We start from the raw sequence: 22,516 nt of genomic DNA on the forward strand, positions 1-22,516 counted from the left end.
GCTGGAAGGGGACGTAACACCCCTGCTGCTCGGTGCTGAGGCGGAACGCCGGGAGATCGCGGAGATCGCCGACGCCGCGCCCGGATCACGCGATCTCTGCGGCCGCACCGACCTGCCGGCCCTGGCCGCCCTCGGCCGCGGCGCGCGCCTCGCCGTCGGCAACGACACCGGACCGATGCATCTGATCGCCGCTGCCGGCGCGCCCTCGCTGGTGCTCTATTCCCGGGACTCCGACCCGGCCAAGGTGGCCCCGCGCGGCCCCAGCGTCACCACCCTGCAGCGCCCGGCGCTGTCAGACCTCCCCCTGGAGGCGGTGATCGCCGCCCTGCCGCAGCCATAGCGCCACCGCCGCGGCTTCGGCCCGTTCAACGGTCAGACCGTCCATCAGGCAGCCGCAGGTCTTGGGGTCGAAGTCCGGCGCGCCGGTCAACGCTTCGAAACTCTCCTGCGTGCGGACATAGGCCGCCCGCGCCCCCCAGGGGCGGTAGCGGTCCTCGGGGCTGGGCCCGAAGAGCCCGAGGGTCGGCATGCCTGCCGCGGCGGCCAGATGCATGAGGCCGGAGTCGTTGCCGATGAAGAGATCGCAGCGCTGCAGGCAGGCGGCCACGTCCAGCAGGTCGCCGCAGCCGATCAGGTCGAGCCCCCGCTCCCCGGCCATGGTGAGCAGCGGTGCGGCCTGGGCGCGCTCGTGGGGCGCGGCGAAGACGGCGATCCGCGCGCCGGCGAGCGGGCCGCCGGGAGCGGTCAGCCGATCCGCCAGCGCGGCGAAGCGTTCGGCCGGCCATTGCTTGCCGAGCCAGTTGGCGGCTGGCGCCGCCGCTAGAACCGGCCCGCCTGGCGGCACCAGCGTTGCCGCGCGCTGGCGCGCCGCATCCGACAGCCAGACCGTCGGCGCCGGCGGCGGCGCGAGGTTCAAGAGGTCCCCCAGTTCCTCGACCCTATGGCGGCCCGGCCGGCGCTTGCCGACGACCAGACGGCGTCCCGCCCACAGCAGGTAGGCGGTGGCCGAACCGCGCAGGTCGACCGCCACGTCCCAGCGGGTCAGCGCCGCCTTGCCCCAGAGCCCCAGCCAATGGGCGCCGTAGGGCTGCTTGTCGACGGCGATCACCCGGTCCAGGCCCGGCACGGCGGCGAAGAGCGGTGCGGAGATCCGGCCCACGGCGACGGTGACCCGGGCCCCCGGGTTCTCCGCCAGCAGTTGGGCCAGCAGACCGGTCGACAGCACGGCGTCGCCGATGCGGGTTGCGGTGATGAACAGCAGGCGCATGGCGCTGGATCGTGTCGCCTTTCCGGGATCGCTTTCTCCGCGCCGCTTATAGAGGCGCCGGCCTGCCTTGGCAAAGCCCGTCCCTCTGGATCCATCACCTGCCCCCTTGAGTCTCAGCGCCGGCAATGCCACCTCTATGCGGTGAGATTTCGGGAAAGGGGTGCAAAGTCCATGAGCGCAGCCAAGGCGGTCGTCCTGGAGTACCGCGGCCTGCTGCGGGTCGGCGGGGCCGACCGCATCGAATTCCTCCAAGGCATCGTCTCCAACGACGTGACCCGGGCCTCGGCGGACCAAACGCTCTGGGCCGCCTTCCTGACGCCCCAGGGCAAGTTCCTGCATGAGTTCTTTCTGGCGGCGGAGGGCGACAGCCTGTTGCTGGACTGCGAAGCCGAGCGCAGCACCGACCTGGCGCGCCGGCTGAAGCTCTACAAGCTGCGCTCCCAGGTCACCGTCGAAAACGCCTCTGAGGCGCTGCTGGTGGCGGCGCTGATCGGCGAGGGTGCGCTGGCGCGCCTCGGCCTGCCGGAGGAAGCCGGTGCGACGGTTCCCTTCGGCGGCGGGCTCGCCTTCGTCGACCCGCGCCTGCCGCGGCTCGGCGCCCGCGCCTTCCTGCCGCGCGACACCGCCGCCGAGGCCCTGGCCGCCGCCGGCTTCGAGGCAGGCACCTTGGAGGACTACGACCTCCCGCGCATTGCCGCCGGCGCCCCGGACGGTAGCCGCGATCTGGAGATCGAGCGGTCGATCCTGCTGGAGAACGGCTTCGACGAGCTTCATGGTGTGGACTGGGACAAGGGCTGCTTCATGGGCCAGGAACTGACGGCGCGCACCAAGTACCGCGCCCTCATCAAGAAGCGCCTGCTGCCGGTGGAGATCGCCGGGCCCCTGCCCGAAAGCGGCACCGCCATCACCCGCGACGGCAAGGCCGCCGGGGTGCTGCACTCGGTGGTCGCGGCCGACGGCAAGGCCCTGGGCCTCGCCCTGCTGCGCCTCGACGCCCTGGGCGACCGCGACCAGACCCCGCTGATGGCCGGTGAGGCCGAGGTTACGGCGCACAAACCGGATTGGGCCGAGTTCTGAGACGAGACCGCGCGCCTCGCCGTCTCAGAGCGTCTTTCTCATGAACCAGCGGCGATGGCCGGTCGGCTGTTGTCCATTCGTATTAGCCAGCTCGCCGAAAAGCTCGTAGCCCAAGCGGGCGTAGAACGCCATCGCATCGGGGTTTGAGGTGTCGAGCCAGGCGCCGTGACAGCGGGCTTGCCGCGCCCGTTCTTCCGCCCGGTCCATCAGGGCACGGCCAAGGCCTTGTCCTCTCTGCGTCTCATCGACCCAAAGCGTCTTCACCAGCAGCCAGCCATAGGACGTAGTCCCGGTGAGGCCACCCACCAGCGCGCCCTGCGGATCGCGCGCCGCAAGGACAAAGCTGGCGTTCTCAGCCTGCGGCTGGGCCGCATGCAGTGCTTTCAGAAGCTCGGTCTCGACGGTTTCGGCGACACTCATGCCGTCTTCCGAGATCGTGAAGCTGTCATTCGATTTTGGCATGAACCGACAAGCCAGCGGGAATCATGCTGCGGCCTCTGCCCGCCTTGTTGTCCTAATCCGCGATGGCGGCGGAGAGGTCGGAGAGGCGTTCGTAGGGGGAATCGCCGCGGTCGAGGTTGAGGCGGCAGCCGATGATCTCGGCCCGCTTCACCCCCTCGCGGCCGAAGCGGGTGCGCAGGGCCTCGGCGAACCAGATCCGCGCATTCACGTGGCGGCGCTGTTCCAGGCGCCCGGCCTCGGCCAGCCAGGTGGCGTGGCGGTCGATGGCCGCCACCAGCGGTGCGATGCCCTCGCCGCGTTGGGCGGCCAGGGCCAGGATCGGCACCTTCCAGCCGCCGCCGCGGCGCTGGTGGGTGAGCGCGGCGCGCAAATCGGCCTGGGTGCGCTGCGCGGCCTCCATGTCGGCTTTGGTGACCACCGCCAGGTCGGGGATCTCCATGATCCCGGCCTTCATGAACTGCAGCGAATCGCCGGAGCCCGGCTGGACGCAGAAGACCACGGTATCGGCGACCCAGGCGACGTCGGTCTCCGACTGGCCGACGCCGACGGTTTCGATCAGCACCACGTCGTAGACCGCGCGCATCAGCAGCATGCCGGCGACCGTGAGCTCGGCCAGGCCGCCGAGCCGGTCCCGCGCCGCCATGGAGCGCACGAAAACACCGCTGTCCTCCGGATCGGTCATCAGCCGCAGGCGGTCGCCCAGAAGAGCCCCGCCGCTGCGCCGGGAGGAAGGATCGACGGCGATCACGCCGACGCTGCGCCCGGCCTGGCGCAGCTCCGGGATCAAGGCCCCCAGCAGGGTCGACTTGCCGACCCCCGGCGGGCCCGTCACCCCGATCACATGGCCCTTGGGCGCGCCATAGGCGGCATCCAGCAGGGCCACGGTGTCGGTTGCCTCCGGCGCCGATTCCAGCACCGCCAGAGCCTCTGCCATGGCGGCCTTGCCGCCGGCAACCAGCTCCTTCAGGGTCATGGTGTGCCCGATGGTCATGTGACTAGTTGGCCGCGTTGCGGCGACGCGGTCAAGGGCGAAGAAGCGCCTGCGTGCCGTGCCGCCGCCGGATGGGCCTTGGATCAAGCGTTAACCAAAGCTTGATCGTCCTCAGCCCGATCACCTGCCGGAGGCACAGGTGCGTTTTTTCAGGACACAGGCCTCAACCTTGTCTGCAGCGTCTTGAGAAGCATGTCCCCGGGATACGAGTCTGATTCCAAGCTTACCCGGTTGAGAAAGTCCTCGTACACCAGTCGCAACGGGACAGATTCAACCTGAGCCTCCCAGAGGTGCATGTCGACTGTGCTCGCCTTTTCCGACACGCGAGCATCGAGACGGCGCAGCACCTCGCTCGCGTAGGCTTCGAAGTCGTCCCAGCCGACGCGCTCGGTCAGAACCAGTGCGAGGTGGCCAGAAGCATCCTTATCGAGGGTCAGCTTCTCCATCGGCAGTTCAATCGCAACCGGATCGAGCGTCTCGAAGGTTGTCACCAAGCGCCAGACACGGCGGTGCAAAAAAAACCAACCAAAGAAAGGTCCATACCCGAAGAGCAGAAAGGCGCCAAAGATCTGCAACCCACCGCCGCGACGCCCCCTCTCTGCTTTCACCAGAGCGAAAGAGGCGGCAAACAAAAGATAGAGGAGACCACCAGCAGCAGCCAACCAAAGCGCCCAAAAGGGAACCAGGACCGCCAGATCACCAGCTTCAAACGCTCTCGCAGTGGCGGGGCCAACAATGGTTGGAAAGATGAGAAACGCCTGAACCGCAAAAAATGCGGCGACGGGCAGTTTGAACCTCTTCTGTGATCTCGATGCAAAGCGACCGGACGCGAGGAGAATGACGAAAAGCGGATAACTCAGCCAAACTGCGGTGAGTAGGATCGGATAGGTTCCTAGAAGGCTGGGCTCCGGTAGAAGGACGACCTCATCGATGTAAACCGTGAAGACAAGCGTCAAGAACAGTACGGCGAACACCAAGCCTGCGGGCAGCCGCGCTATGCGCCAAAGGATGCCGTTCTGTCTCGCTTCCAGAACCACGTTCAATCCCGCCTGTTCTCCTCCCAGCCATTGTACCACAGGTTGAGAATCTCGGAGGCGGTGGAAGCGTCTTCGTCGCCCGCCGTTAACCCTTGTTAAGCACTTTCCGCCAATACTGCCGGCTGCGAGACGACCTCACGGAGAGACAGAGCCCGATGAGCAAGCATCTGGTATCGGCCGACAATCCCAGCGGCCAGCGCAGCGAGGACCTGTTGGCGGAGATCCGCGCCGAAGTGCTGGTGCGCATGGCCAGCTATGGCGAGGACCCCCGGCCCGAGGCCAAGACGGTTCTGGAGAACAACCTGGAGATCGCCCAGCTCCTGACCGACGCCATCCATCTCGCCGAGACCAACACCAAGACCCTGGCGGAAGACCTCTAGGGGGCTGGTCCAATGCTGCGTCCCTCCACACCCCGCAAGCGCGTAAAGCCCCAGGCCCGTCGCTGCCAGGCGCGCGATCCCTTCGAGCCGGCCAGCCACCGCCGCATCGCCTTCCGCCCGGGACGGCGGACCGGCCGGCCCCATCCTCTCCGCGCCTACCGCCGCGGGTAGGACACCACACCCGCCTAGCCTCGGCTGACCCCATTCTTCCTCGTCCGGCGCGTCTTCGACAAACCGCGCCGACCCAACCCGCTGATAGATTCCGCGTGCCCGGTCGGCGACCCACCAGGCTTCTCCACCCGGCAAAGCCCATTCGGCTGACCGGTTCTCCACTTGGGCTATGACCGTGGGAATTAAGTGGCAATGGCGCGCAGTTCCATGGCGCGACACGCCTCAAAGTAGTATGCTCCGGACCTTAGCTAAGCAGTCGATGCAAGCATCTTTGTTGCACTGAGTTTTCGTGGCAGACGCACCTGATTGGGTGCAGGCACCCTCGGGTATCGAGTGCGGGTCTTTCACCGCAGTAAGCCGATTTCGCAGCCGGCGATTCGCCACCGGTGCCGAACTCCCGCACCCCTGGCGGTTCGCCCGACGAACCGGCTGTGCGCTTCGATTGCCTGATCCCGCCCTGCCAGATCGCGACCCAGACGACGGACGAGGAACGAGATGGCCAAGAAGCAATACATCATCACCTATTCAGACCTTGATACGGATGTCAAAGCCGCCAGCACGGTGATGGCGAGAGCCATCTCCACAAAGGCGAGCGCCGTGCGGGATGGCATTGCGGCCTTTGCCGCGGCGCAGCCCTTCGACGAGTACGAAAAAGACGTACTGGTCTTCGAAGGCATCGGTTGCGGCACCGCGACCCTCACCGACTCCCAGGTCAAGAAGCTGGAGGATGACCCTGGCGTCCTTGCCGTGGAGGAAGATGTCGAGGTCCACGCGCTATCTGCGGCGGAGCGCTACGAGGATCTGGACCAACATGAGCCCGAGGAGGCACAGCAGCAAAGCGATGGCGGCGCTGCGCCCGCCGCCGCGAGCAGCCCGCCTTTCGTCCTGCCCACGCCCTGGAACGTCAGCATGGTCAAGGCCGACCGGGTGTGGCGCAGAACCAGGGGACACGACGTCAAGGTCGCCATCATCGACACCGGCATCGACGACGACCACCCCGACCTGTCGGTCTACGACGGCGCCTCCTTCGTTTCCGGCGTCGGCTACTGGAACGACGATCACGGTCACGGCACCCACTGCGCGGGCATCGCCGGCGGGCGGCAGAGCCGCGGCTTCATCGGTGTTGCGCCGGCCTGCCACCTCTATGCGGTCAAGGTGCTCACCGGCCTTGGGTCCGGGATGCTGTCCTGGGTCATTGCCGGCATGGGATGGGCCCGGCAGAACGGCATGGACGTCGCCTCCATGAGCCTCGGCATCGACGTCGCTTCCGAGAATGCGCCTTGCTCCGTAGCCTTTCAGGCGGCCGCCCAAACACTGATCGACAGCGGCTGCATCATCGTCGCTGCCGCCGGCAATGCCGGGCGCGAGGTTAACCACTGGGTCGGACAGCCGGCGCGCTGCCCGGGCTTCATGGCCGTCGGCTCGGTCGACCATCGGCGGCAACTCTCGGACTTTTCCTCCTGGGGAAGCTCTCTGGGACCGCAGTCCAACGTCGAGATCGTCGCGCCGGGCTCCCGGATCAACTCGACCCGGGTCGGCGGCGGTCATCGGCTGATGTCCGGCACCAGCATGGCCTGCCCCCATGTCGCCGGAGCCGCGGCCTTGCTGAAGCAACTGCATCCGAGTTGGCCGCCGGTGCGCATCCGCAACCGGCTGAATGCCACGGCCACCGACCTGGGCGCGCCAGGCAACGATCCCAAATACGGCAACGGCCTGTTGGACTGCGAGGCCGCAGTCTTCGGGCCGCCGTAAGCCGGACCCGATTTGACGTAAGTCGCAAACGCGCTAGAGCAGATCCTGGTTCGATGGAATCGCGGGAGCGATCCATCGAACCAGGTGAATCTGCTCTATTTCTTGAGTGTAGAGCGGATTCACATGTTTAGACGCAAACACGAAGGTGTTTCCGTCTAAACATGATCCGCTCTAGGCGATCGAGACGTCGAAATCCGGCTCGATCGCCAGCACTCCCTTGCGTTCGCCCAGTGACAGGATGCTCTGGCCCGAGAGCGCGCCGGAATAGATTTGCTTGGCCTCAATCTCCTTGAGGCCAAGGCCGGCGGCCTCGGAGGCATCGAACTGTTCGTTCACCGTGACGACAACGGCAAGCACATCATCGGGTTTCTGCTTCGATTGCGCCAGAAGACTGGCCTCTATCTGAGTCATCTCGCTACCTCGTCGGGAAACCGGACAAAGCCGGAGAACTGCTGGTTGCCCAGCAGTCTAGCGCATCCGGCCCGGGGCGCGTGTGCAAAACACGCGCCCCCGGATGTTCGATGTTCAGGCGTTCTTCCGGTTCAGCGCGGCCTGGGCGGCGGCCAGGCGGGCGATGGGCACGCGGTAGGGCGAGCAGGAGACGTAGTCCAGCGGCACCGTCTGGCAGAAGGCGATGGAGGCGGGATCGCCGCCGTGCTCGCCGCAGATGCCGAGCTTGATGTCCGGGCGCGTCTGGCGCCCGCGATCCGCACCCATGCGCATCAGCTCGCCCACCCCTTCGGTGTCCAGGGAGATGAAGGGGTCCTGCTCGATCACGCCGCCCTGCTCGTAAGCGCCCAGGAAGCTGCCGGCGTCGTCGCGCGACAGCCCGAAGGCGGTCTGGGTCAGGTCGTTGGTGCCGAAGGAAAAGAACTCCGCCTCCTCGGCGATCTGCGCGGCGCGCAGGCAGGCACGCGGCAGCTCGATCATGGTGCCCACCAGGTACTGGATCTCGACGCCCTCGGCCTCTCGCACCTTGGCCGCCACTTCGTCGACCAGCCGGCGCATCGCCGTGAACTCCTGCTCGACGGAGACCAATGGGATCATCACCTCCGGGACCACGGTCTTGCCGGTCTCCTTCTCAACCGCCGCCACGGCTTCGAAGATGGCCCGGGCCTGCATCTCGTAGATCTCGGGGTAGGTGATGCCTAGGCGGCAGCCCCGATGGCCCAGCATGGGGTTGCTTTCCGCCAGCTTGAGGGCCCGGGCGCGCACCTGGTCCTCCGCCATGCCGGAGGCTTCGGCGACCTCGGCCACTGCCGCGTCCTCATGGGGCAGGAATTCGTGCAGCGGCGGGTCCAGCAGGCGGATGGTCACCGGGCGGCCGGCCATCTCCTTGAAGAGGGCAATGAAGTCGTCGCGCTGGAAGGGCAGCAGCTTGTCCAGGGCGCGGCGGCGCTGCTCGCTGGAGTCCGCCAGGATCATCTCCCGCATGGCGATGATACGCTGGGCATCGAAGAACATATGCTCGGTGCGGCAGAGACCGATGCCCTCGCAGCCGAACTTCACGGCAACTTCGGCCTCCTGCGGCGTGTCGCAGTTGACCCGCACCCCCAGGGTGCGGTGCTTGTCCGCCCACTCCATGATGGTGGCGAAGTCGCCGGAGAGTTCCGGCTGCACCGTCGCCACCGCGCCGGCCATGACCTCCCCGGTGGAGCCGTCGAGGGTGATGAGGTCGCCCTCCCGGAGCTCCAGGTCGCGCACCCGCATGACGCCGCTCTTGTGGTCGATGCGCAGCTCGCCGGCGCCGGCGACACAGGCCCGGCCCATGCCGCGGGCGACCACCGCAGCGTGGCTGGTCATGCCGCCGCGGGTGGTGAGGATGCCGGCGGCGGCATGCATGCCGTGGATATCCTCCGGCGAGGTCTCGGTGCGGCAGAGCACCACCGTTTCGCCCTCGGCGGCCTGCGCCTCGGCCTTGTCGGCGGTGAAGACGATCTTGCCGGAGGCCGCGCCCGGCGAGGCCGGCAGGCCTCGGGCGATGACATTGCGCTCGGCCTGGGGGTCGAGGGTCGGATGGAGAAGCTGGTCGAGGGCGTTGGGATCGATGCGCCGCAGGGCCTCGGTCTCGCCGATCAGACCCTCTGCCACCATGTCGGCGGCGATCTTGATGGCCGCCGGGGCGGTGCGCTTGCCGTTGCGGGTCTGCAGCATGTAGAGGGTGCCGCGCTGCACCGTGAACTCGATGTCCTGCATCTCCTTGTAGTGCTTTTCCAGGGTCAGGCGCACGTCGTTCAACTGGCCGAAGACCTCCGGCATCACCTCTTCCATGGCCGGCAGCTTGGAGCCGTTCATCTCCTTGCCGTGGACGGTCAGGTTCTGCGGCGTGCGGATGCCGGCCACCACGTCCTCGCCCTGGGCGTTCACCAGGTATTCGCCGTAGAAGGCGTTCTCGCCGGTGGAGGGGTTGCGGGTGAAAGCGACGCCGGTGGCGCAGTCCTCGCCCATGTTGCCGAACACCATGGCCTGCAGGTTGACGGCGGTCCCCCAGTCGGCGGGGATGTCGTGCAGGCGGCGGTAGGTGATGGCGCGCTGGTTCATCCAGGAGCCGAAGACCGCGCCCACCGAGGCCCAGGCCTGGTCCTTGGGGGTCTGCGGAAAAGGCTCGCCGGTCTGTTCCAGCACCTTGGCCTTGTAGTCGTCGATCACCTGGGCCCAGTCCTCGGCCGTCAGTTCGGTGTCCAGCATGTAGCCGCGGTCTTCCTTGGCCAGATCGAGGATTTCCTCGAAGTTATGATGGTCGACACCCAGCACCACGTCGCTGAACATCTGGATGAAGCGGCGGTAGCTGTCGTAGGCGAAGCGGCGGTCGCCGGCGTTCTTCGCCAGACCCTCCACCGTTTCGTCGTTCAGCCCCAGGTTCAGCACTGTGTCCATCATGCCGGGCATGGAGGCGCGGGCGCCGGAGCGCACGGAGATCAGCAGGGGATTCTCCGGGTCGCCGAACTTCGCGCCCACCAAATCCTCGATCTGCGCCAGGGCCGACGTCATCTGCGCTTCGAGATCGTCGGGATAGCTGCGATCGTTGTCGTAGAAATAGGTGCAGACCTCGGTGGTGATGGTGAAGCCCGGCGGCACCGGCAGGCCGATGGCGGACATCTCCGCCAGGTTGGCCCCCTTGCCGCCCAGAAGTGACTTCATGTCGGCCCGGCCCTCGGCGTTGCCGCCGCCGAAGCTGTAAACCCATTTGCTCATCGTCTGCTTTCCATCCTCATGAAAAGTTGCACCGGATCGCCCTCAACTCCTCCGCCGTCATGCTCGAACTCGACCCGAGATCCATGTCGACGCCTGGCGCGGGCGGCACGATTGACCCTCGGGTCAAGCCCGAGGGTGACAAGTGAGCAGTCGCAGCAGTACCCAAAACCTGTTCCCGAAAGACGTTTCAGCCCTCGATCTTCGAGAAGTCCGCTACATCTGCAAAGCTATGGTCGATCTGCTTCAAGAGCCGCAGGCGGTTTTCCCTGAGCTCAGCATCGTCCACGTTGACGGTCACTTCGTCGAAGAAGGCGTCGACCGGCTGGCGCAGGCGGGCCATGGCCGTCATCGCCTCGACGAACCTCTCCTCATCTATGCAAGCTTTGGTTTCCTTGACCATCGTGCCCAGTGCGAAGTAGAGCGCCTCCTCTTCTTGCTGCTGGAAGCGCGCTGGACTTGCCCCCCCGTCGAAAACCGCCTTGTCCTTCTTCTCCTCAATGCGAACGATGTTCGCGGCGCGTCGAAATGCGATCAGCAGACTACTGCCATCCTCGGTGTCGAGGAATTGATCTAACGCACTTACGCGGCCAAGAAGTCGCACTAGGTCCACTTCGCCGGAACCGCCGTTGAGATCGGCCTGTTCTCGTTTCGTGGCAGCGAACACCGACGCGATGAGATCGTGGCGCACACCTTGGTCGCGCAAAACGACCTTCAAGCGTTCGCCGAAGAAGTCGAGAAGGTCGTCGACCACCGATGTCGCAGCGAGACGCGGGTATTCCGCTTGCGCTGTCGCAAAGATCCGCGCCAAAGGCAGACGCAACTTGTTCTCGACGATCAGGCGGATGACACCCAGGGCAGCGCGGCGCAGTGCATAGGGGTCCTTAGAACCCGTCGGCTTCTCGTCGATGGCCCAGAAGCCGACCAGGGTGTCGATCTTGTCGGCGAGAGCAACGCAGACGCTGACCGGCGCCGAGGGGCAGGCATCGTTGGGGCCGAGGGGCGCGTAGTGTTCCGCCACGGCCTCTGCCACCGCCGGGGCCTCCCCGTCGTTGAGGGCGTAGTAGCGGCCCATGATGCCCTGCAGCTCCGGGAACTCCCCCACCATGCCGGTGACAAGATCGGCCTTGCACAGGCGCGCGGCGGAGCGCACCTGATCGCGGTCGGCGCTCGGCACATGCGCGCTGATGGCCACGGCCAGGCTCTGCAGGCGGGAGACCTTCTCCGCCACCGTGCCGAGCTTGGCGTGAAAGACGATCTCTTCCAGCGCCGGCACCCGCGCCGAGAGCGGCTGCTGGCGGTCCTGGTCCCAGAAGAAGCGCGCATCGGCGAGACGCGCGCGCAGCACCCGCTCGTTGCCGGCAACGATGGTCTTGGCGAGATCGCCGCCCGGCGGCGCGTCCATGTTGGAGACCAGCAGGAAGCGTTCGGCGAGGCCGCCGTCCGCATTCTCCGTGGAGAAGTACTTCTGGTGGCTGCGCATGGTTGTGGAGAGCACCTCCGCCGGCAGATCCATGAAGCCTTTGTCGATGCGGCCCATCAGCACCTGCGGCCATTCCACCAGGCCGGTCACCTCGTCCAGCAGGCCGGGATCGTCCTTGAGGCTCACGCCCTCGGCGCCGGCCAGCTCTTGGCATTGCTTGACGATGATCGACCGGCGCTCCGCCGGGTCCAGCATTACCTTGGTTATGCGTAGCTTGTTTCGATAGTCTTCAAAGCAATTGACTGTAAACGAAACCTTCAATGACTCAGGGGTGATGGTCTTCAGATCTACGGACTCTGTGAAAATCCTTACGTCTCCGCCATCGCGCCTCAGATGGGTTCTTTCGAGTTGATCGCCGATACCTCCACCATCAATCACTTGCTTTGCAAGAAAGCGATGCCCTTGTGTAAAGATACCGAAAACAATCTCCCGATCTGGACTCATTTCGAAGGTGCCCGTTAGTCCCTGCCCATCGAAGACCGCCAGGATGCCGTGCAGCGGGCGCACCCAGCGCCGGCTGTCGGAGCCCCAGCGCATGGACTTGGGCCAGGGCAGATCGCCGAAGGCCTTGCTCAGCACCTCCGGCAGCACCTCGGCGCTGGACCGGCCGGCGGCATGGCGGACGGCGAAATAGAAATTGCCCTTCGGTGTCTCCCGCACCTCAGCCTGATCGATGCTGTCCAGGCCGTTGGCCTTCATGAAACCGTTCAGCGCCTGTTCCGGCGCACCCACCTTGGGACCCTTCTTCTCTTCCGAGAGGTCCGGCTGCTGCTGCGGCAGGCCCTCGACCACCAGGGCCAGGCGCCGCGGCGTCGCATAGGCGGCGGCGCTTTCGAAGGCGAGGTTCGCCTCCTTCAGCCCCTGGATCACCAGGCGCTTCAGGTCCTCCGCGGCGCGGGCCTGCATGCGCGCCGGGATCTCTTCGGAGAACAGCTCGACCAGCAGTTCGGCCATCAGCCCGCCCCGCTGGTTTGCGTCGCCACCCAGGCCTCGCAGCAGGCCTTGGCAAGCTCACGCACGCGGCCGATGTAGGCCTGGCGCTCGGTGACCGAGATCACCCCGCGGGCGTCCAGCAGATTGAAGACGTGGCTCGCCTTCATGCACTGGTCATAGGCGGGCAGCGGCATGGGTCGCCCGGCCCGCTCGCCGTGTCCGAGAACCGCGCGGCACTCGGCTTCGGCGTCCTTGAAGTGCTGGAACAGGATGTCGGTGGTCGCCGCCTCGAAATTGAATTCCGAGAATTCCTGCTCGGCCTGCAGGAAGACGTCGCCGTAGGTCTTGCCGCCCTGATCCTTGGGCACGCCGTCCCAGTCCAGGTCGTAGACGTTCTCCACGCCCTGAACGTACATGATCAGGCGCTCCAGACCGTAGGTCAGCTCAGTAGAGACCGGATTGCAGTCGATGCCGCCGACCTGCTGGAAATAGGTGAACTGGCTGACCTCCATGCCGTCGCACCAGACCTCCCAGCCCAGGCCCCAGGCGCCCAGGGTCGGGCTCTCCCAGTCATCCTCGACGAAGCGTATGTCGTGGGCCAGGGGGTCGATGCCCAGCGCCCGCAGGGAGTCCAGATAGAGGTCCTGGCTGTTCTCCGGGGAAGGCTTCAGGATCACCTGGAACTGGTAATAGTGCTGCAGGCGGTTGGGGTTCTCGCCGTAGCGCCCGTCGGTGGGCCGGCGGGAGGGCTGCACGTAGGCCGCCTTCCACGTGCCGGGGCCGAGCGCCCGCAGGGTGGTCGCCGGATGAAAGGTCCCGGCCCCCACCTCCAGGTCATAAGGCTGCAGAATGACGCAGCCCTGGCGGGCCCAGAAATCCTGCAGACGCAGGATCAGACGTTGGAAACAGGTTTCCGGATCGGCGTGTGGCATGGTGGTCAGGACGGCTTCCGGGCGGTCCATGATGCTGCACCGCGGTAACAAGGCCGGCGAACCTTAGCGAGGCCCCCAAAGTGAATCAAGCAGCGGAACGGCCCCGGGCCAATCACAGCGCCTTGCGCATGAAGACCCTGACGTGGGCATCCTTGCCGTGGTCCGGCAGGCCGCGGCGGACCTCCTCGAAGCCGTGGCGGCGATACAAGCGCAGCAGGTCGTCCATCATCTCCGCGGTATGCAGGCAAAGCGCCTTGGTGCGGCGGGAGCGGGCAACCCGTTCCGTGCTGTCCAGCAGCCAACTGCCGATCCCGGCGCCCTGGCGCTCCGGATCGACGGCGACCTGATCGATGTACAGGTCGCCCTCCCGGTGGCTCGTGGCGACCGCACCGACGAGAGCCCCGGCCTGCCGCGCGACGAAGACGTCGCCGCGTTCGATGGCAGCCTCGAGCCAGTCGTAGGCATCATCGCTCTGGACCCGGCCGAGCCTGCCGACGTAGGCCGCAAAGGCCCGGCGAAACAGCCGCTCGATCTGGTCGCGCTCTTCCGGCGGTGCCGGCTCGAATGCCGCTGCGCTGTCATCCTGGTGCATCGTTCCAACTCACATGATCCGTCGCGGCTGGAGCCTAAGGCCAAGCGCTGCCTGCGCAAACCATCAACGGCTGCCCGCGGCCGAAGGCCGCAAAACCTTCATGCAAGTGAAACCAAAATATCTGGACAGTCCATATCCTGGATATTATTTATCCATAATTAGAGGTGCATCATGAAGCTGAGCGACGGGGTCGAGTGGGCCATACACTGCGCGCTGCTGCTGGCGGCGCTGCCGCCGGAGGGTACGCTCTCGGGCCGGGCCCTGGCCGCGTTCCACGGCGTGCCGGAGAGCTATCTGCTGAAGCACCTGAAGGTCCTGGCGGCTGAGGGCATTCTGCAGTCCGTCACCGGGCCGCGGGGCGGCTACCGGCTGGCCCGCAGGCCCGACGAGGTCTCGCTGCTGGATATCGTGGACGCGGTCGAAGGCCGGGAACCGGCGTTCCGCTGCACCGAAATCCGGCGCCGGGGGCCCTGCGCCGAGGGCAAGGGCGCCTACCCGCGGCCCTGCGGGATTAACACCGCCATGCTGCGCGCTGAAGCGGCCTACCGGCAGGCCCTTGCCCGCGAAACCCTCAATCAGATCGGCGAGTCCTTCCTGGCGGCCGCGGACAAGAAGCGCCTCGCCCGCATGCAGGACTGGATCGGCCAGAACATGAGGATGCCAAGATCATGACCGTCTTCGTCACCGGCGCCACCGGCGTCCTGGGCCGCCCGGTGGTGCGTCTGCTGCGCGCCGCCGGTCGGGAGGTCAGAGCGCTCTGCCGTTCGCCCGAGAACCACACCCTATTGGCCAAGCTCGGCGCCACGCCCGTGGAGGCGGAGCTCTTCGATGCCGGGTCCATGGCGCGGGCCATGCAGGACTGCGAGTCGCTGCTCCACCTGGCCACCAAGATCCCCGACGCGGCGCAGATGAAAGAACCCGGCGCCTGGGACGAGAACGACCGCATCCGCCGCGACGGCACGCATGCCCTGGTGGAGGCGGCCGCGCAGGTCGAGGGCCTGCGCAGCATCGTCTATCCCAGCGTGACCTTCGTCTACGCTGACCACGGCGACCAATGGATCGACGCCACGTCAGCCGCCGTGGACGCCGCCTCGAACCTGCAGTCGACCCTGGATGCCGAAGCTGATGTGGCGCGCTTTGCGGCAACTGCGCCAGAGCGGCGCGGCGTAGTGCTGCGCTTCGGCGCCTTCTACGGTCCCGCCTCCCCGCTCAGCCGGCAGACCCTGGACATGGCCCGCAAGGGCCTGGCCATGCCGGTCGCCGCGGCGGGCGCCTACAAGTCCTTCATCTGGATCGACGATGCCGCCGAGGCGGTGGTGGCCGCCCTGGACCGTGCGCCCTCGGGCCTCTTCGACGTGGTCGAGGACGAGCCGAGCACCCAGCGCGAACTCAGGGCCGCGCTGGCCGCGGCCACCGGCCGCCGCCGACTGTTCCCGCTGCCGCGCTGGCTGTTGAGAAGCGCCCTGCCCGCGGAGACCCGCGGCCTGCTGGCCCGCAGCCAAAGGGTCAGCAACACCCGTTTCCGCAAGGCAACGGGATGGCGGCCGTCCGTGCCCGACCAAAGGGCCGGCTGGCTGCGCATGAACGCCGCCTGCGCCACCGGGCCGGATCGGGACCTGCAGGCAGAAAATCGTCGCGCGTCGACGGACCCGCACCCAAACCATCCTTAGAGCCTGATTCGAAATGGACCATTTGATCTCAGTGGCCTACCAACGGTATCCATATCGTCACCCTCGGGCTTGTCCCCCATTGCCTCTTTGGGGGTCCATGCAAAGATCGAGATCCGGACCTCGATGGATTGTCGGAACAAGTCCGGCAATGACGGTCTGGGAGGCCGAAGGGCAGAAATCTTCTGACGGACAAGGCATCATTTTGGAGCAGACTCTGAAGGTGCGAACCAGAAAGCGGGAAGGGTCATGACGCCGGAGTTCCTTCTGACCTCGCTCATCATCGTGCTCGCACCGGGCACCGGTGTGATCTACACCCTGGCCGTGGCCCTGGGGCAAGGCTCGCGGGCCGGCATTTATGCCGCCGTGGGCTGCACCCTGGGTATCCTGCCCCACATCGCGGCGTCGATCCTGGGGCTGGCGGCCATCGTCCACACCAGCGCCCTCGCCTTTCAGGTTCTGAAATACCTGGGGGTCGCCTATCTGCTCTATCTGGCCTGGTGCGCCTGGCGCGAAGGCGGCGCGATGCCCGTGGAGGGCACAGCCCCGGCGGGCGGCATGTTCCGCATCCTGCGCCGGGCGATCGCGGTCAATCTTCTGAACCCGAAGCTCTCGATCTTCTTCGTCGCCTTCCTGCCGCAGTTTGTCGAGGCCGGCAGCGCCCACCCGACGGCACAGATGGTGGGTCTGGCCCTCGCCTTCATGGCCATGACCCTGGTGGTCTTCGCCGGCTACGGCTTGGCCGCCGCCTATGCGCGCAGCTATGTGGTGGGGCGCCCCGGGGTGATGACCGGGCTGCGCCGCGGCTTCGCACTCGCCCTGGCCGGGCTGGGAGTTCGCTTGGCTCTCACCGAACGCTGATCCCGGCACCGCTGAGGGCGGCGCTAAGTCAACGACCCGAAAGAAACCGGGAGATCAGTTCTGGCGTCCGCAGCTGCATTTCGTGCCGGCCTGGATATAGGCGCCGCAGGACGGACAGGGTACGAGATCGGCCACCGTATCGCCCGCTGAGGCGGGCGGCGGCTCCGACACCTTCTTGCCGCCCCGCGCCTCGGCCTCGCGCAGCTTCGCTTCGGTCTTGCGCTGCTGCTGCAGGCGCCCGAGGAACTTGAAGCCGTACCAGACCACGGCAATGGCCAGCCCCAGGACGATCAGCTTCTGAATGGAGGGCAGTCCGAACATGGCGGCATTAAGCGGCGCGGCGCCCCCAGGGTCAAGTCACGCGTCGCGAGCGGGTGGGACCCGCCAAAACCTGCAAGAGCCTAGAGACCGAAGCGCGACCACTGGGCCCGCTCCTCCACTGCGGCAATCAGTCCGGCGGCCCAGTCCTGCGGGCCCGGCAGGCCGCCTTGCCGGGGCGCATGCCCCTCGGCGCTGCCGCCGCGCCCGAGGCCGAGACGGCGCAGCAGGCGTTTCGGCCCCTGGATCCTGTGCAATCGGACCCGCTTGCCGAAGCGGTCGCGCATCACCTGGCGCAGGTCGCCCTCGGCATCGGCGAGGCCCAGGTCCACGGCTTTCAGGCCGTCCCAGAACTCGCCGCTGAACAGCAGCTCTTCCTCTGCGTTCAAGCGGTGGCCGCGGCGGTCGCGCACCATAGACTTGAAGACCTCGTGCAGCGCCCCCTGCATCTCCTTGAGCCGGCCCACCTCCTGCGGATCTTCCGGGCGGAAGGGGTCCAGCGTCGCCTTGCGCTCGCCGGCGGTATAGACGCGGCGCTCGACCCCGACCTTCTCCAGCAGTTCGACAAAGCCGAAGCCCGAGGTGATGACCCCGATGGATCCCACGATGGAGGTCGGCTGGACGAAGATCTCGTCGGCGGCGCAGGCCAGCCAGTAGCCGCCGGAGGCCGCCACGTCCTCGCAAAAGGCCAGGACCGGTACTTCCTTCTCGCGGGCCAGGTCGCGGATTCGCTTGGCGATCAGCGCCGACTGGGCCGGGGAGCCGCCGGGCGAGTTGATGACCAGGGCCACGGCGCTGAGCCGCGGTAAGGCGAAGGCCCGCTCGATGAGCGGTTCCATGCTCGCCAGGCTCATGCCGCTGCGCAGGGGCCCGAAACCGCCGATCACGCCGGCCAGGCGCAGGACCGCGACCTCCGGCCGGCGCGGGCGCAGCCAGCGGAAGGTCAGGATGCCGACGATGGTTCGAAACGCCATGGGGGAATCATAAGGCCTAACGGGCCAGTTTCCAAACAGCGGCAGAACGCGGGTGCACAGCGCCGCTCACAGAGCAAGCGTCCCTGGCGCGCGCAGGACCGCATCGGTGGCCTCGGTGTAGGCGCCGTCCGCGTCATGCAAAACCAGCCCCGGAAGCAAGCGCAGGCCCGCCCCGGTCCCCTTGCGGGCCTGGACGATGACCCGCTTCGCGGCCTGCCCGGCATGGGGCCAGAGAGGGAAGACCGACACCTGTCCCCAATCCGGGGAGAGATAGGCCAGGATCTCGTCCAGGCGCTCGCAGCGATGGATCAGGGTCAGACAAGCCCTCGGGCGCAGCAGCGTGAGGGCGCAATCCATCCAGACCGCAAGCCCCGCCTCGCCTTCAACCGTGGCGATGCGGCGTGCCTTGTCCTCAACGGGCCTGGTCGCCGAGGGATCGAGATAGGGCGGGTTCATCATGACCTGGTCGAAGCTGCCGGCGGCGAGCCCCGCCGGCGGTGCGGCGACGTCGCCGGAGACGATCGAGAGGCGGTCTTCGACGCCGTTCAGGCGGGCATTCTGCTGCGCCAGGGCGGCGAGATCGGCCTGCAACTCCAGGCCCATGACCCGCACCTCCGGCACCCGCTGCAGGAGGCAGAGGCTGGCCGAGGCCACGCCGCAGCCCAGGTCCGCCACCAGATCGCCCGATGCCGCCGGCGCCGCCGCCGCCAGCAGCACCGGATCGATCGCCGCGCGATAGCCGGCGGCCGGTTGGCGCAGCCGGATGCGTCCGTCCAGCAGGCTGTCTTCGGTCAGCGCCGTCTCAACGGTCACGGGGCGAGTTCCTCGCCCGCCTCCAGCATCACCTCTCTGGCCCGCAGATAGTCCTTGTCGTCAACCACCAGGCGCCGGGGCAGGATCCCGATCGAGCCCTCGAGCACGGAGGTATGCTGGTCGAGCACCAGGGTGTCGATCCCGGCATCGGCCAGCAGCGCCTCCAGCCAGGAGAGCTTAACCATGTCGTTGGTCCGCAGCAGTTCCTTCATGGCTCGGTCTTATAGCGCCTTTCGTCGCACTATGGGGCATCGGACTTGACCGCTCTGCGGTTCAACCTATGCTGCCTTGAGAGCCCAAAAACAAGCGCCGGGCAAAACAAGGGGCAGCCCGGCCGGGCCCCTCAAACGGGATGCCTGACATGGGACGGATGAGCGTGAGAGGATCGCTGTGGCGCTAGTCGCCGAAGTCGACAAGCAGGAGAGGGGCCCCCAGAAGACCGGCCTCGAAGCCCTGGCGAGATTGGTGGACGACGATTTGCAGGCCGTGAACCGGCTGATCGTCGCCCATATGGATTCGCCCGTCGCCCTGATCCCGCAGCTGGCCGGCCATATCGTCGCCGCCGGCGGCAAGCGCTTGCGGCCGATGCTGACTCTGGCCGCCGCCAGGCTCTGCGGCTACAGGGGCACGCGCCACCAGGGCCTGGCAGCCTCGGTGGAGTTCATTCACACCGCCACCCTGCTGCACGACGACGTTGTCGATACCAGTAACATGCGCCGCGGCCTGGCCACCGCCAACGCCGTCTGGGGCAACAAGCCCAGCGTGCTGGTGGGCGACTTCCTGTTCAGCCGCGCCTTTCAGCTTATGGTCGCCGACGGCAGTCTCGATGTGCTGCGCATTCTCTCCAATGCCGCTGCCGTCATCGCCGAGGGCGAGGTGCTGCAGTTGATGACCGCCAACGACACAAGCTCCGAGGAGTCCGCCTACATGCAGGTGGTCGAGGCCAAGACCGCCGCCCTCTTCGCCGCTGCCTGCCGCGTCGGAGCCGTGGTTGCCGAGCGGCCGGAAGCCGAGGAGCTGGCGGTGGAGCGCTACGGCCGGGATCTCGGCATTGCCTTTCAGCTTGTCGATGACGTGCTCGATTACTCGGCCCTGCAGGCGGAGCTGGGCAAGTCCGTGGGCGACGACTTCCGCGACGGCAAGATCACCCTGCCGGTGGTGCTGGCGCTGCGCCGCGCCGACGAGGGCGAAAAGGCATTCTGGCGCCGCTGTCTGGAAGACCAGGACCACCAGGACGGCGACCTCGACACCGCCATCGCCCTGCTGCAGCGTCACGGCACCCTCGCCGAGACCATGGCCCGGGCGCGCGACTATGCGGCCTCGGCCCGCGACGCCCTGGCCCCCTTCGCCGACGGGCCGGCCAAGGCCGCGCTCTGCGAGGTGGCGGAGTTCTGCGTGGAGCGCGCGTACTAGGCTCTTCCAGGGCTCGGCGGCACCGGCCCGCACCCCTCGGTCTTGCATGCGCCGAGGCCCACTTATCTCCGGACAATTGTGAAGGCTGCTGGCGCTGAAGGCCGCCGGCACCCCACGGGTCACCGAGTTTGAAACCCATGAAAGGATAACATATACTACTCAGTAGTAATACTAACTGTTTTGGAGCAATTATGGCTATCGTCAAAAAGAGCATCTCGGTCACCGATCGGCAGAACGACTGGATAAGGGCCCAGATCGAGGCGGGGCACTACGGCAACGAGAGCGAGGTGGTGCGCGCCCTGATCCGCGAGCGCCAGATGCGCGAAGAGGACACGCCCGCCGCAATCGAGGCCATCCGCGCCAAGCTTCTGGAGGCGGAGAACGAGGGCTTCACAAAGCAATCCGCCGAAGAGATCCTGGCCGAGATCAAAGCGGAATTGAGGAAAGAGGGTGAGGTATAGGCTCGCTCGTATGGCGAAAGCCGACCTTCGGCAGATTTACAGGTACGGCTTCCTGGAGTATGGCGAAAAGCAGGCGGACCGCTACTATTCGGACCTCTTCGCGCGGTTCGACCAGATCGCGGAAAGCCCCTTTCTGTAACCTGCCATCGACCACATCCGCGAGGGATACAGACGGGCTGTCTGCGGCGTGCATGCCATCTACTACCGCATCGAAGACGATTGCGTGGAAATCATGCGGATCCTGGGAAGGCAGGACACGTCCGGGGCTCTTTGGTAGGCACCAACCTAGATCTCCTCTTCCTCCATAAGCTGGCGCCACTCCCCGAGCCAGCTCAACTCGTCCAGAAAGGCCATGAGGCGGATGCAGAGCGCAACCGGGTGGGGGACGGCCGTCCGACCGGACGCCCAGCGCCGGACCGTCCGGTCGTTGACCCGCAGTTCCCGGGCCAATGCGGTCTGCCAGCGACGGGTGCCGTAGAGCCGGGTGCAGAGCCTTCCCAGTTCGTCGGCCGGCATCGGTCTCTCCGGCCGTTCGGGGCCGCCCGGCGCCGTCCCGATTTCGCTGGTTTCCGGGCCTTCCGGGCTGTCCACCATGGCACTCTCCCCCACTTTGTCCGTCGGCCTCGACTTTCTAGGACAAATCGTCCGAAAACACAAGGCCAGACTCGGGCATATTGCCCGTCTGCGAAAATCAAACTGGCTATATTGCCCTATTTATGGAGTGATATTTGGAGATTGTGGAACTAATAGGATATATTGCCCTACTCAGTGAGCCAAATAATTGCTATTGCAGAATGAATTGAAGAATTGTGCGATTGTATATTGACAGAAACGACTTCATATCGTATCCTCTGTGCATCGTTCATACAGAGACTGTATTCATTGAACTCCTGATCTGAATACTTCGCATCGCATCTTAGTCTCTCGAACGATTATGGCCTTTGTCGCACGTTCCAATCTCGGGGGTCGAAATTACTCGACCCCCATTTTTTTCGGCCCTTTCAGGGGCTCGGGAGAGGGAGGACGCAATGTCAGGGTTTCCGGAGTTACTGACCCGAGATCGCCCGCCGCAAAAGGTCCTAAACGGACGCCGGGTGAGCCGCCGGCAGCTTGAAAAGCTGCATTCGAACCACCTGCGCTATCGTCAGGGCGCCCGCGACGGACGCCGTGTCGTGCTCTTGCGCTGCGATCTGTCCGGGCTGGATCTCAAGGGCATCGATCTGAGCGGGGCCGACATCATTGAGTGCGATTTCTCGGAAACCGACCTTTCCGATGCCAAGCTCGAGAAGGCCACCCTCGCCGGTTGCCGCTTTCGCAACAGCCGCCTCGACGACGCCAATCTCAGCGGCGCGGACCTCTCGCAATCCGACTTCAACCGGGCCGACCTGCGCGGCGCCGATCTGGCGGACGCCAGCCTGACCGGCGCCCGGCTGGGCAGCGCGGAACTCGGGGAAAGCCCGCGCTCTGGCCTGCCCACCAAGATCGACACGCGCATCCTCGACCGGTTGATGGCCAAGCGCAAACGGCATTAGAGAGCGAGGTGCAGTGACGGGGCCGGCCCCCTCGCGTTTTCGAAGGCGGCGGGAAACCAGCATCGATATCTGGAGGCGTGCCGGACCAATCGGTCGATGACTTGCGATGATTGGTCGGGGAGAGAGGATTCGAACCTCCGGCCCCTACGTCCCGAACGTAGTGCTCTACCAGGCTGAGCTACTCCCCGGCGCGGCGCGTTATAGCGAT

General features: G+C 66.3%; 25 protein-coding genes and 1 tRNA gene. 11 read left to right on the forward strand and 15 right to left on the reverse strand.

Features of this window, described 5'->3' with window-relative positions; genetic code table 11:
- Positions 1–340 (forward strand): glycosyltransferase family 9 protein (locus Q0996_RS02760; RefSeq protein ID WP_299615750.1); only part of this gene is annotated, 340 nt, incomplete at its 5' end.
- Here Q0996_RS02760 and Q0996_RS02765 read toward each other — a convergent pair.
- A complete protein-coding gene (locus tag Q0996_RS02765) occupies positions 293–1,267 on the reverse strand; it encodes a glycosyltransferase family 9 protein (protein WP_299615752.1) in 975 nt (324 codons plus the stop codon). The two genes, Q0996_RS02760 and Q0996_RS02765, sit on opposite strands and share 48 nt — an antisense overlap.
- A gap of 171 nt (positions 1,268–1,438) precedes the next feature.
- On the opposite strand from Q0996_RS02765, the gene Q0996_RS02770 reads away from it, so the two are divergent.
- Entirely contained in the window at positions 1,439–2,344 is a 906-nt protein-coding gene (locus Q0996_RS02770; RefSeq protein ID WP_299615754.1) for a folate-binding protein YgfZ, read from the forward strand.
- A 24-nt stretch (positions 2,345–2,368) separates the two neighbouring features.
- Here the strand turns inward: Q0996_RS02770 and Q0996_RS02775 are convergent, their stop codons facing one another.
- From Q0996_RS02775 to Q0996_RS02785, 3 genes are all read right to left on the reverse strand, one after another.
- The gene (locus tag Q0996_RS02775) at positions 2,369–2,764 is read right to left on the reverse strand and encodes a GNAT family N-acetyltransferase (RefSeq protein ID WP_299615756.1); all 396 of its coding nucleotides are present in this window, start codon (positions 2,762–2,764) and stop codon (positions 2,369–2,371) included.
- A gap of 94 nt (positions 2,765–2,858) precedes the next feature.
- The gene (gene meaB / locus Q0996_RS02780) at positions 2,859–3,797 is read right to left on the reverse strand and encodes a methylmalonyl Co-A mutase-associated GTPase MeaB (protein WP_299615758.1); all 939 of its coding nucleotides are present in this window, start codon (positions 3,795–3,797) and stop codon (positions 2,859–2,861) included.
- A 149-nt stretch (positions 3,798–3,946) separates the two neighbouring features.
- Positions 3,947–4,834, reverse strand: coding sequence for a DUF3630 family protein (locus tag Q0996_RS02785; RefSeq protein ID WP_299615797.1), 888 nt, complete (start codon positions 4,832–4,834; stop codon positions 3,947–3,949).
- A 155-nt stretch (positions 4,835–4,989) separates the two neighbouring features.
- Here Q0996_RS02785 and Q0996_RS02790 point away from each other — a divergent pair, with 155 nt between their 5' ends.
- The gene (locus Q0996_RS02790; protein ID WP_299615760.1) at positions 4,990–5,214 is read left to right on the forward strand and encodes a hypothetical protein; all 225 of its coding nucleotides are present in this window, start codon (positions 4,990–4,992) and stop codon (positions 5,212–5,214) included.
- A gap of 666 nt (positions 5,215–5,880) precedes the next feature.
- A complete protein-coding gene (locus Q0996_RS02795; RefSeq protein ID WP_299615762.1) occupies positions 5,881–7,137 on the forward strand; it encodes a S8 family peptidase in 1,257 nt (418 codons plus the stop codon).
- 171 nt (positions 7,138–7,308) lie between these two features.
- On the opposite strand, the gene Q0996_RS02800 is transcribed toward Q0996_RS02795, so the two are convergent.
- The 5 genes from Q0996_RS02800 to Q0996_RS02820 all read right to left on the reverse strand — a co-directional run bounded on the left by Q0996_RS02800 (position 7,309) and on the right by Q0996_RS02820 (position 14,269).
- On the reverse strand, positions 7,309–7,548 hold the full coding sequence (locus tag Q0996_RS02800) for a hypothetical protein (protein WP_299615764.1): 240 nt from the start codon (positions 7,546–7,548) through the stop codon (positions 7,309–7,311).
- 114 nt (positions 7,549–7,662) lie between these two features.
- Positions 7,663–10,332, reverse strand: coding sequence for a pyruvate, phosphate dikinase (ppdK, locus tag Q0996_RS02805; RefSeq protein WP_299615766.1), 2,670 nt, complete (start codon positions 10,330–10,332; stop codon positions 7,663–7,665).
- 187 nt (positions 10,333–10,519) lie between these two features.
- Complete coding sequence (glyS, locus tag Q0996_RS02810) at positions 10,520–12,766, reverse strand: glycine--tRNA ligase subunit beta (protein ID WP_299615768.1); 2,247 nt, start codon at positions 12,764–12,766, stop codon at positions 10,520–10,522.
- Positions 12,766–13,677, reverse strand: a complete 912-nt coding sequence (locus Q0996_RS02815) for a glycine--tRNA ligase subunit alpha (RefSeq protein WP_322096629.1) — start codon at positions 13,675–13,677, stop codon at positions 12,766–12,768. The genes glyS and Q0996_RS02815 overlap by 1 nt, the downstream gene beginning before the upstream one ends.
- 112 nt (positions 13,678–13,789) lie before the next feature.
- Positions 13,790–14,269 carry a GNAT family N-acetyltransferase gene (locus Q0996_RS02820; protein ID WP_299615772.1) on the reverse strand — a complete coding sequence of 160 codons (480 nt, stop codon included), beginning with the start codon at positions 14,267–14,269 and terminating at the stop codon, positions 13,790–13,792.
- Positions 14,270–14,440: 171 nt separating this feature from the next.
- Between Q0996_RS02820 and Q0996_RS02825 the strand changes: the two genes are divergently transcribed.
- The 3 genes from Q0996_RS02825 (at position 14,441) to Q0996_RS02835 (ending at position 16,797) form a co-directional block, all read left to right on the forward strand.
- Entirely contained in the window at positions 14,441–14,941 is a 501-nt protein-coding gene (locus Q0996_RS02825; RefSeq protein WP_299615774.1) for an Rrf2 family transcriptional regulator, read from the forward strand.
- Positions 14,938–15,939 (forward strand): NAD(P)-dependent oxidoreductase, encoded by a 1,002-nt coding sequence (locus tag Q0996_RS02830; RefSeq protein WP_299615776.1) that lies wholly within the window; start codon positions 14,938–14,940, stop codon positions 15,937–15,939. Before Q0996_RS02825 ends, Q0996_RS02830 begins: the two co-directional genes overlap by 4 nt.
- Positions 15,940–16,185: 246 nt before the next feature.
- Complete coding sequence (locus tag Q0996_RS02835) at positions 16,186–16,797, forward strand: LysE family translocator (protein ID WP_299615778.1); 612 nt, start codon at positions 16,186–16,188, stop codon at positions 16,795–16,797.
- A 54-nt stretch (positions 16,798–16,851) separates the two neighbouring features.
- On the opposite strand, the gene Q0996_RS02840 is transcribed toward Q0996_RS02835, so the two are convergent.
- From Q0996_RS02840 to Q0996_RS02855, 4 genes are all read right to left on the reverse strand, one after another.
- The gene (locus tag Q0996_RS02840) at positions 16,852–17,118 is read right to left on the reverse strand and encodes a hypothetical protein (RefSeq protein WP_299615780.1); all 267 of its coding nucleotides are present in this window, start codon (positions 17,116–17,118) and stop codon (positions 16,852–16,854) included.
- Positions 17,119–17,198: 80 nt separating this feature from the next.
- Positions 17,199–18,089 carry a S49 family peptidase gene (locus Q0996_RS02845; protein ID WP_299615781.1) on the reverse strand — a complete coding sequence of 297 codons (891 nt, stop codon included), beginning with the start codon at positions 18,087–18,089 and terminating at the stop codon, positions 17,199–17,201.
- Between the two features lie 66 nt (positions 18,090–18,155).
- Positions 18,156–18,902 (reverse strand): tRNA1(Val) (adenine(37)-N6)-methyltransferase, encoded by a 747-nt coding sequence (locus Q0996_RS02850; protein WP_299615783.1) that lies wholly within the window; start codon positions 18,900–18,902, stop codon positions 18,156–18,158.
- Positions 18,899–19,114: a DUF2007 domain-containing protein gene (locus Q0996_RS02855; RefSeq protein ID WP_299615785.1), complete on the reverse strand. Its 216-nt coding sequence runs from the start codon at positions 19,112–19,114 to the stop codon at positions 18,899–18,901. Before Q0996_RS02855 ends, Q0996_RS02850 begins: the two co-directional genes overlap by 4 nt.
- Positions 19,115–19,292: 178 nt before the next feature.
- On the opposite strand from Q0996_RS02855, the gene Q0996_RS02860 reads away from it, so the two are divergent.
- The 3 genes from Q0996_RS02860 to Q0996_RS02870 all read left to right on the forward strand — a co-directional run bounded on the left by Q0996_RS02860 (position 19,293) and on the right by Q0996_RS02870 (position 20,915).
- Positions 19,293–20,315, forward strand: a complete 1,023-nt coding sequence (locus Q0996_RS02860) for a polyprenyl synthetase family protein (RefSeq protein WP_299615787.1) — start codon at positions 19,293–19,295, stop codon at positions 20,313–20,315.
- A 191-nt stretch (positions 20,316–20,506) separates the two neighbouring features.
- Positions 20,507–20,776 (forward strand): type II toxin-antitoxin system ParD family antitoxin, encoded by a 270-nt coding sequence (locus tag Q0996_RS02865; protein ID WP_299615789.1) that lies wholly within the window; start codon positions 20,507–20,509, stop codon positions 20,774–20,776.
- 10 nt (positions 20,777–20,786) lie between these two features.
- The gene (locus tag Q0996_RS02870) at positions 20,787–20,915 is read left to right on the forward strand and encodes a type II toxin-antitoxin system RelE/ParE family toxin (RefSeq protein WP_299615791.1); all 129 of its coding nucleotides are present in this window, start codon (positions 20,787–20,789) and stop codon (positions 20,913–20,915) included.
- Positions 20,916–21,061: 146 nt separating this feature from the next.
- Here the strand turns inward: Q0996_RS02870 and Q0996_RS02875 are convergent, their stop codons facing one another.
- A complete protein-coding gene (locus tag Q0996_RS02875) occupies positions 21,062–21,370 on the reverse strand; it encodes a hypothetical protein (protein ID WP_299615793.1) in 309 nt (102 codons plus the stop codon).
- Positions 21,371–21,870: 500 nt separating this feature from the next.
- Here Q0996_RS02875 and Q0996_RS02880 point away from each other — a divergent pair, with 500 nt between their 5' ends.
- Positions 21,871–22,308: a pentapeptide repeat-containing protein gene (locus Q0996_RS02880; protein ID WP_299615795.1), complete on the forward strand. Its 438-nt coding sequence runs from the start codon at positions 21,871–21,873 to the stop codon at positions 22,306–22,308.
- Between the two features lie 111 nt (positions 22,309–22,419).
- On the opposite strand, the gene Q0996_RS02885 is transcribed toward Q0996_RS02880, so the two are convergent.
- A tRNA-Pro gene (locus tag Q0996_RS02885) sits at positions 22,420–22,496 on the reverse strand.
- Positions 22,497–22,516 lie beyond the last annotated feature (20 nt).

Origin of the sequence: Pelagibius sp. (genome assembly GCF_028289705.1) — a bacterium.
Classification (GTDB): domain Bacteria; phylum Pseudomonadota; class Alphaproteobacteria; order Kiloniellales; family Kiloniellaceae; genus Pelagibius.

What these genes read in the sequence shown, in the direction of transcription:
- Q0996_RS02765 (WP_299615752.1), bottom strand. Translation starts at nt 1,267, where the DNA reads ATGCGCCTGCTGTTCATCACCGCAACCCGCATCGGCGACGCCGTGCTG.
- Q0996_RS02770 (WP_299615754.1), top strand. Translation starts at nt 1,439, where the DNA reads ATGAGCGCAGCCAAGGCGGTCGTCCTGGAGTACCGCGGCCTGCTGCGG.
- Q0996_RS02775 (WP_299615756.1), bottom strand. Translation starts at nt 2,764, where the DNA reads ATGAGTGTCGCCGAAACCGTCGAGACCGAGCTTCTGAAAGCACTGCAT.
- meaB (WP_299615758.1), bottom strand. Translation starts at nt 3,797, where the DNA reads ATGACCATCGGGCACACCATGACCCTGAAGGAGCTGGTTGCCGGCGGC.
- Q0996_RS02790 (WP_299615760.1), top strand. Translation starts at nt 4,990, where the DNA reads ATGAGCAAGCATCTGGTATCGGCCGACAATCCCAGCGGCCAGCGCAGC.
- Q0996_RS02795 (WP_299615762.1), top strand. Translation starts at nt 5,881, where the DNA reads ATGGCCAAGAAGCAATACATCATCACCTATTCAGACCTTGATACGGAT.
- Q0996_RS02800 (WP_299615764.1), bottom strand. Translation starts at nt 7,548, where the DNA reads ATGACTCAGATAGAGGCCAGTCTTCTGGCGCAATCGAAGCAGAAACCC.
- ppdK (WP_299615766.1), bottom strand. Translation starts at nt 10,332, where the DNA reads ATGAGCAAATGGGTTTACAGCTTCGGCGGCGGCAACGCCGAGGGCCGG.
- glyS (WP_299615768.1), bottom strand. Translation starts at nt 12,766, where the DNA reads ATGGCCGAACTGCTGGTCGAGCTGTTCTCCGAAGAGATCCCGGCGCGC.
- Q0996_RS02815 (WP_322096629.1), bottom strand. Translation starts at nt 13,677, where the DNA reads ATGCCACACGCCGATCCGGAAACCTGTTTCCAACGTCTGATCCTGCGT.
- Q0996_RS02820 (WP_299615772.1), bottom strand. Translation starts at nt 14,269, where the DNA reads ATGCACCAGGATGACAGCGCAGCGGCATTCGAGCCGGCACCGCCGGAA.
- Q0996_RS02825 (WP_299615774.1), top strand. Translation starts at nt 14,441, where the DNA reads ATGAAGCTGAGCGACGGGGTCGAGTGGGCCATACACTGCGCGCTGCTG.
- Q0996_RS02830 (WP_299615776.1), top strand. Translation starts at nt 14,938, where the DNA reads ATGACCGTCTTCGTCACCGGCGCCACCGGCGTCCTGGGCCGCCCGGTG.
- Q0996_RS02835 (WP_299615778.1), top strand. Translation starts at nt 16,186, where the DNA reads ATGACGCCGGAGTTCCTTCTGACCTCGCTCATCATCGTGCTCGCACCG.
- Q0996_RS02840 (WP_299615780.1), bottom strand. Translation starts at nt 17,118, where the DNA reads ATGTTCGGACTGCCCTCCATTCAGAAGCTGATCGTCCTGGGGCTGGCC.
- Q0996_RS02845 (WP_299615781.1), bottom strand. Translation starts at nt 18,089, where the DNA reads ATGGCGTTTCGAACCATCGTCGGCATCCTGACCTTCCGCTGGCTGCGC.
- Q0996_RS02855 (WP_299615785.1), bottom strand. Translation starts at nt 19,114, where the DNA reads ATGAAGGAACTGCTGCGGACCAACGACATGGTTAAGCTCTCCTGGCTG.
- Q0996_RS02865 (WP_299615789.1), top strand. Translation starts at nt 20,507, where the DNA reads ATGGCTATCGTCAAAAAGAGCATCTCGGTCACCGATCGGCAGAACGAC.
- Q0996_RS02870 (WP_299615791.1), top strand. Translation starts at nt 20,787, where the DNA reads ATGGCGAAAGCCGACCTTCGGCAGATTTACAGGTACGGCTTCCTGGAG.
- Q0996_RS02875 (WP_299615793.1), bottom strand. Translation starts at nt 21,370, where the DNA reads ATGGTGGACAGCCCGGAAGGCCCGGAAACCAGCGAAATCGGGACGGCG.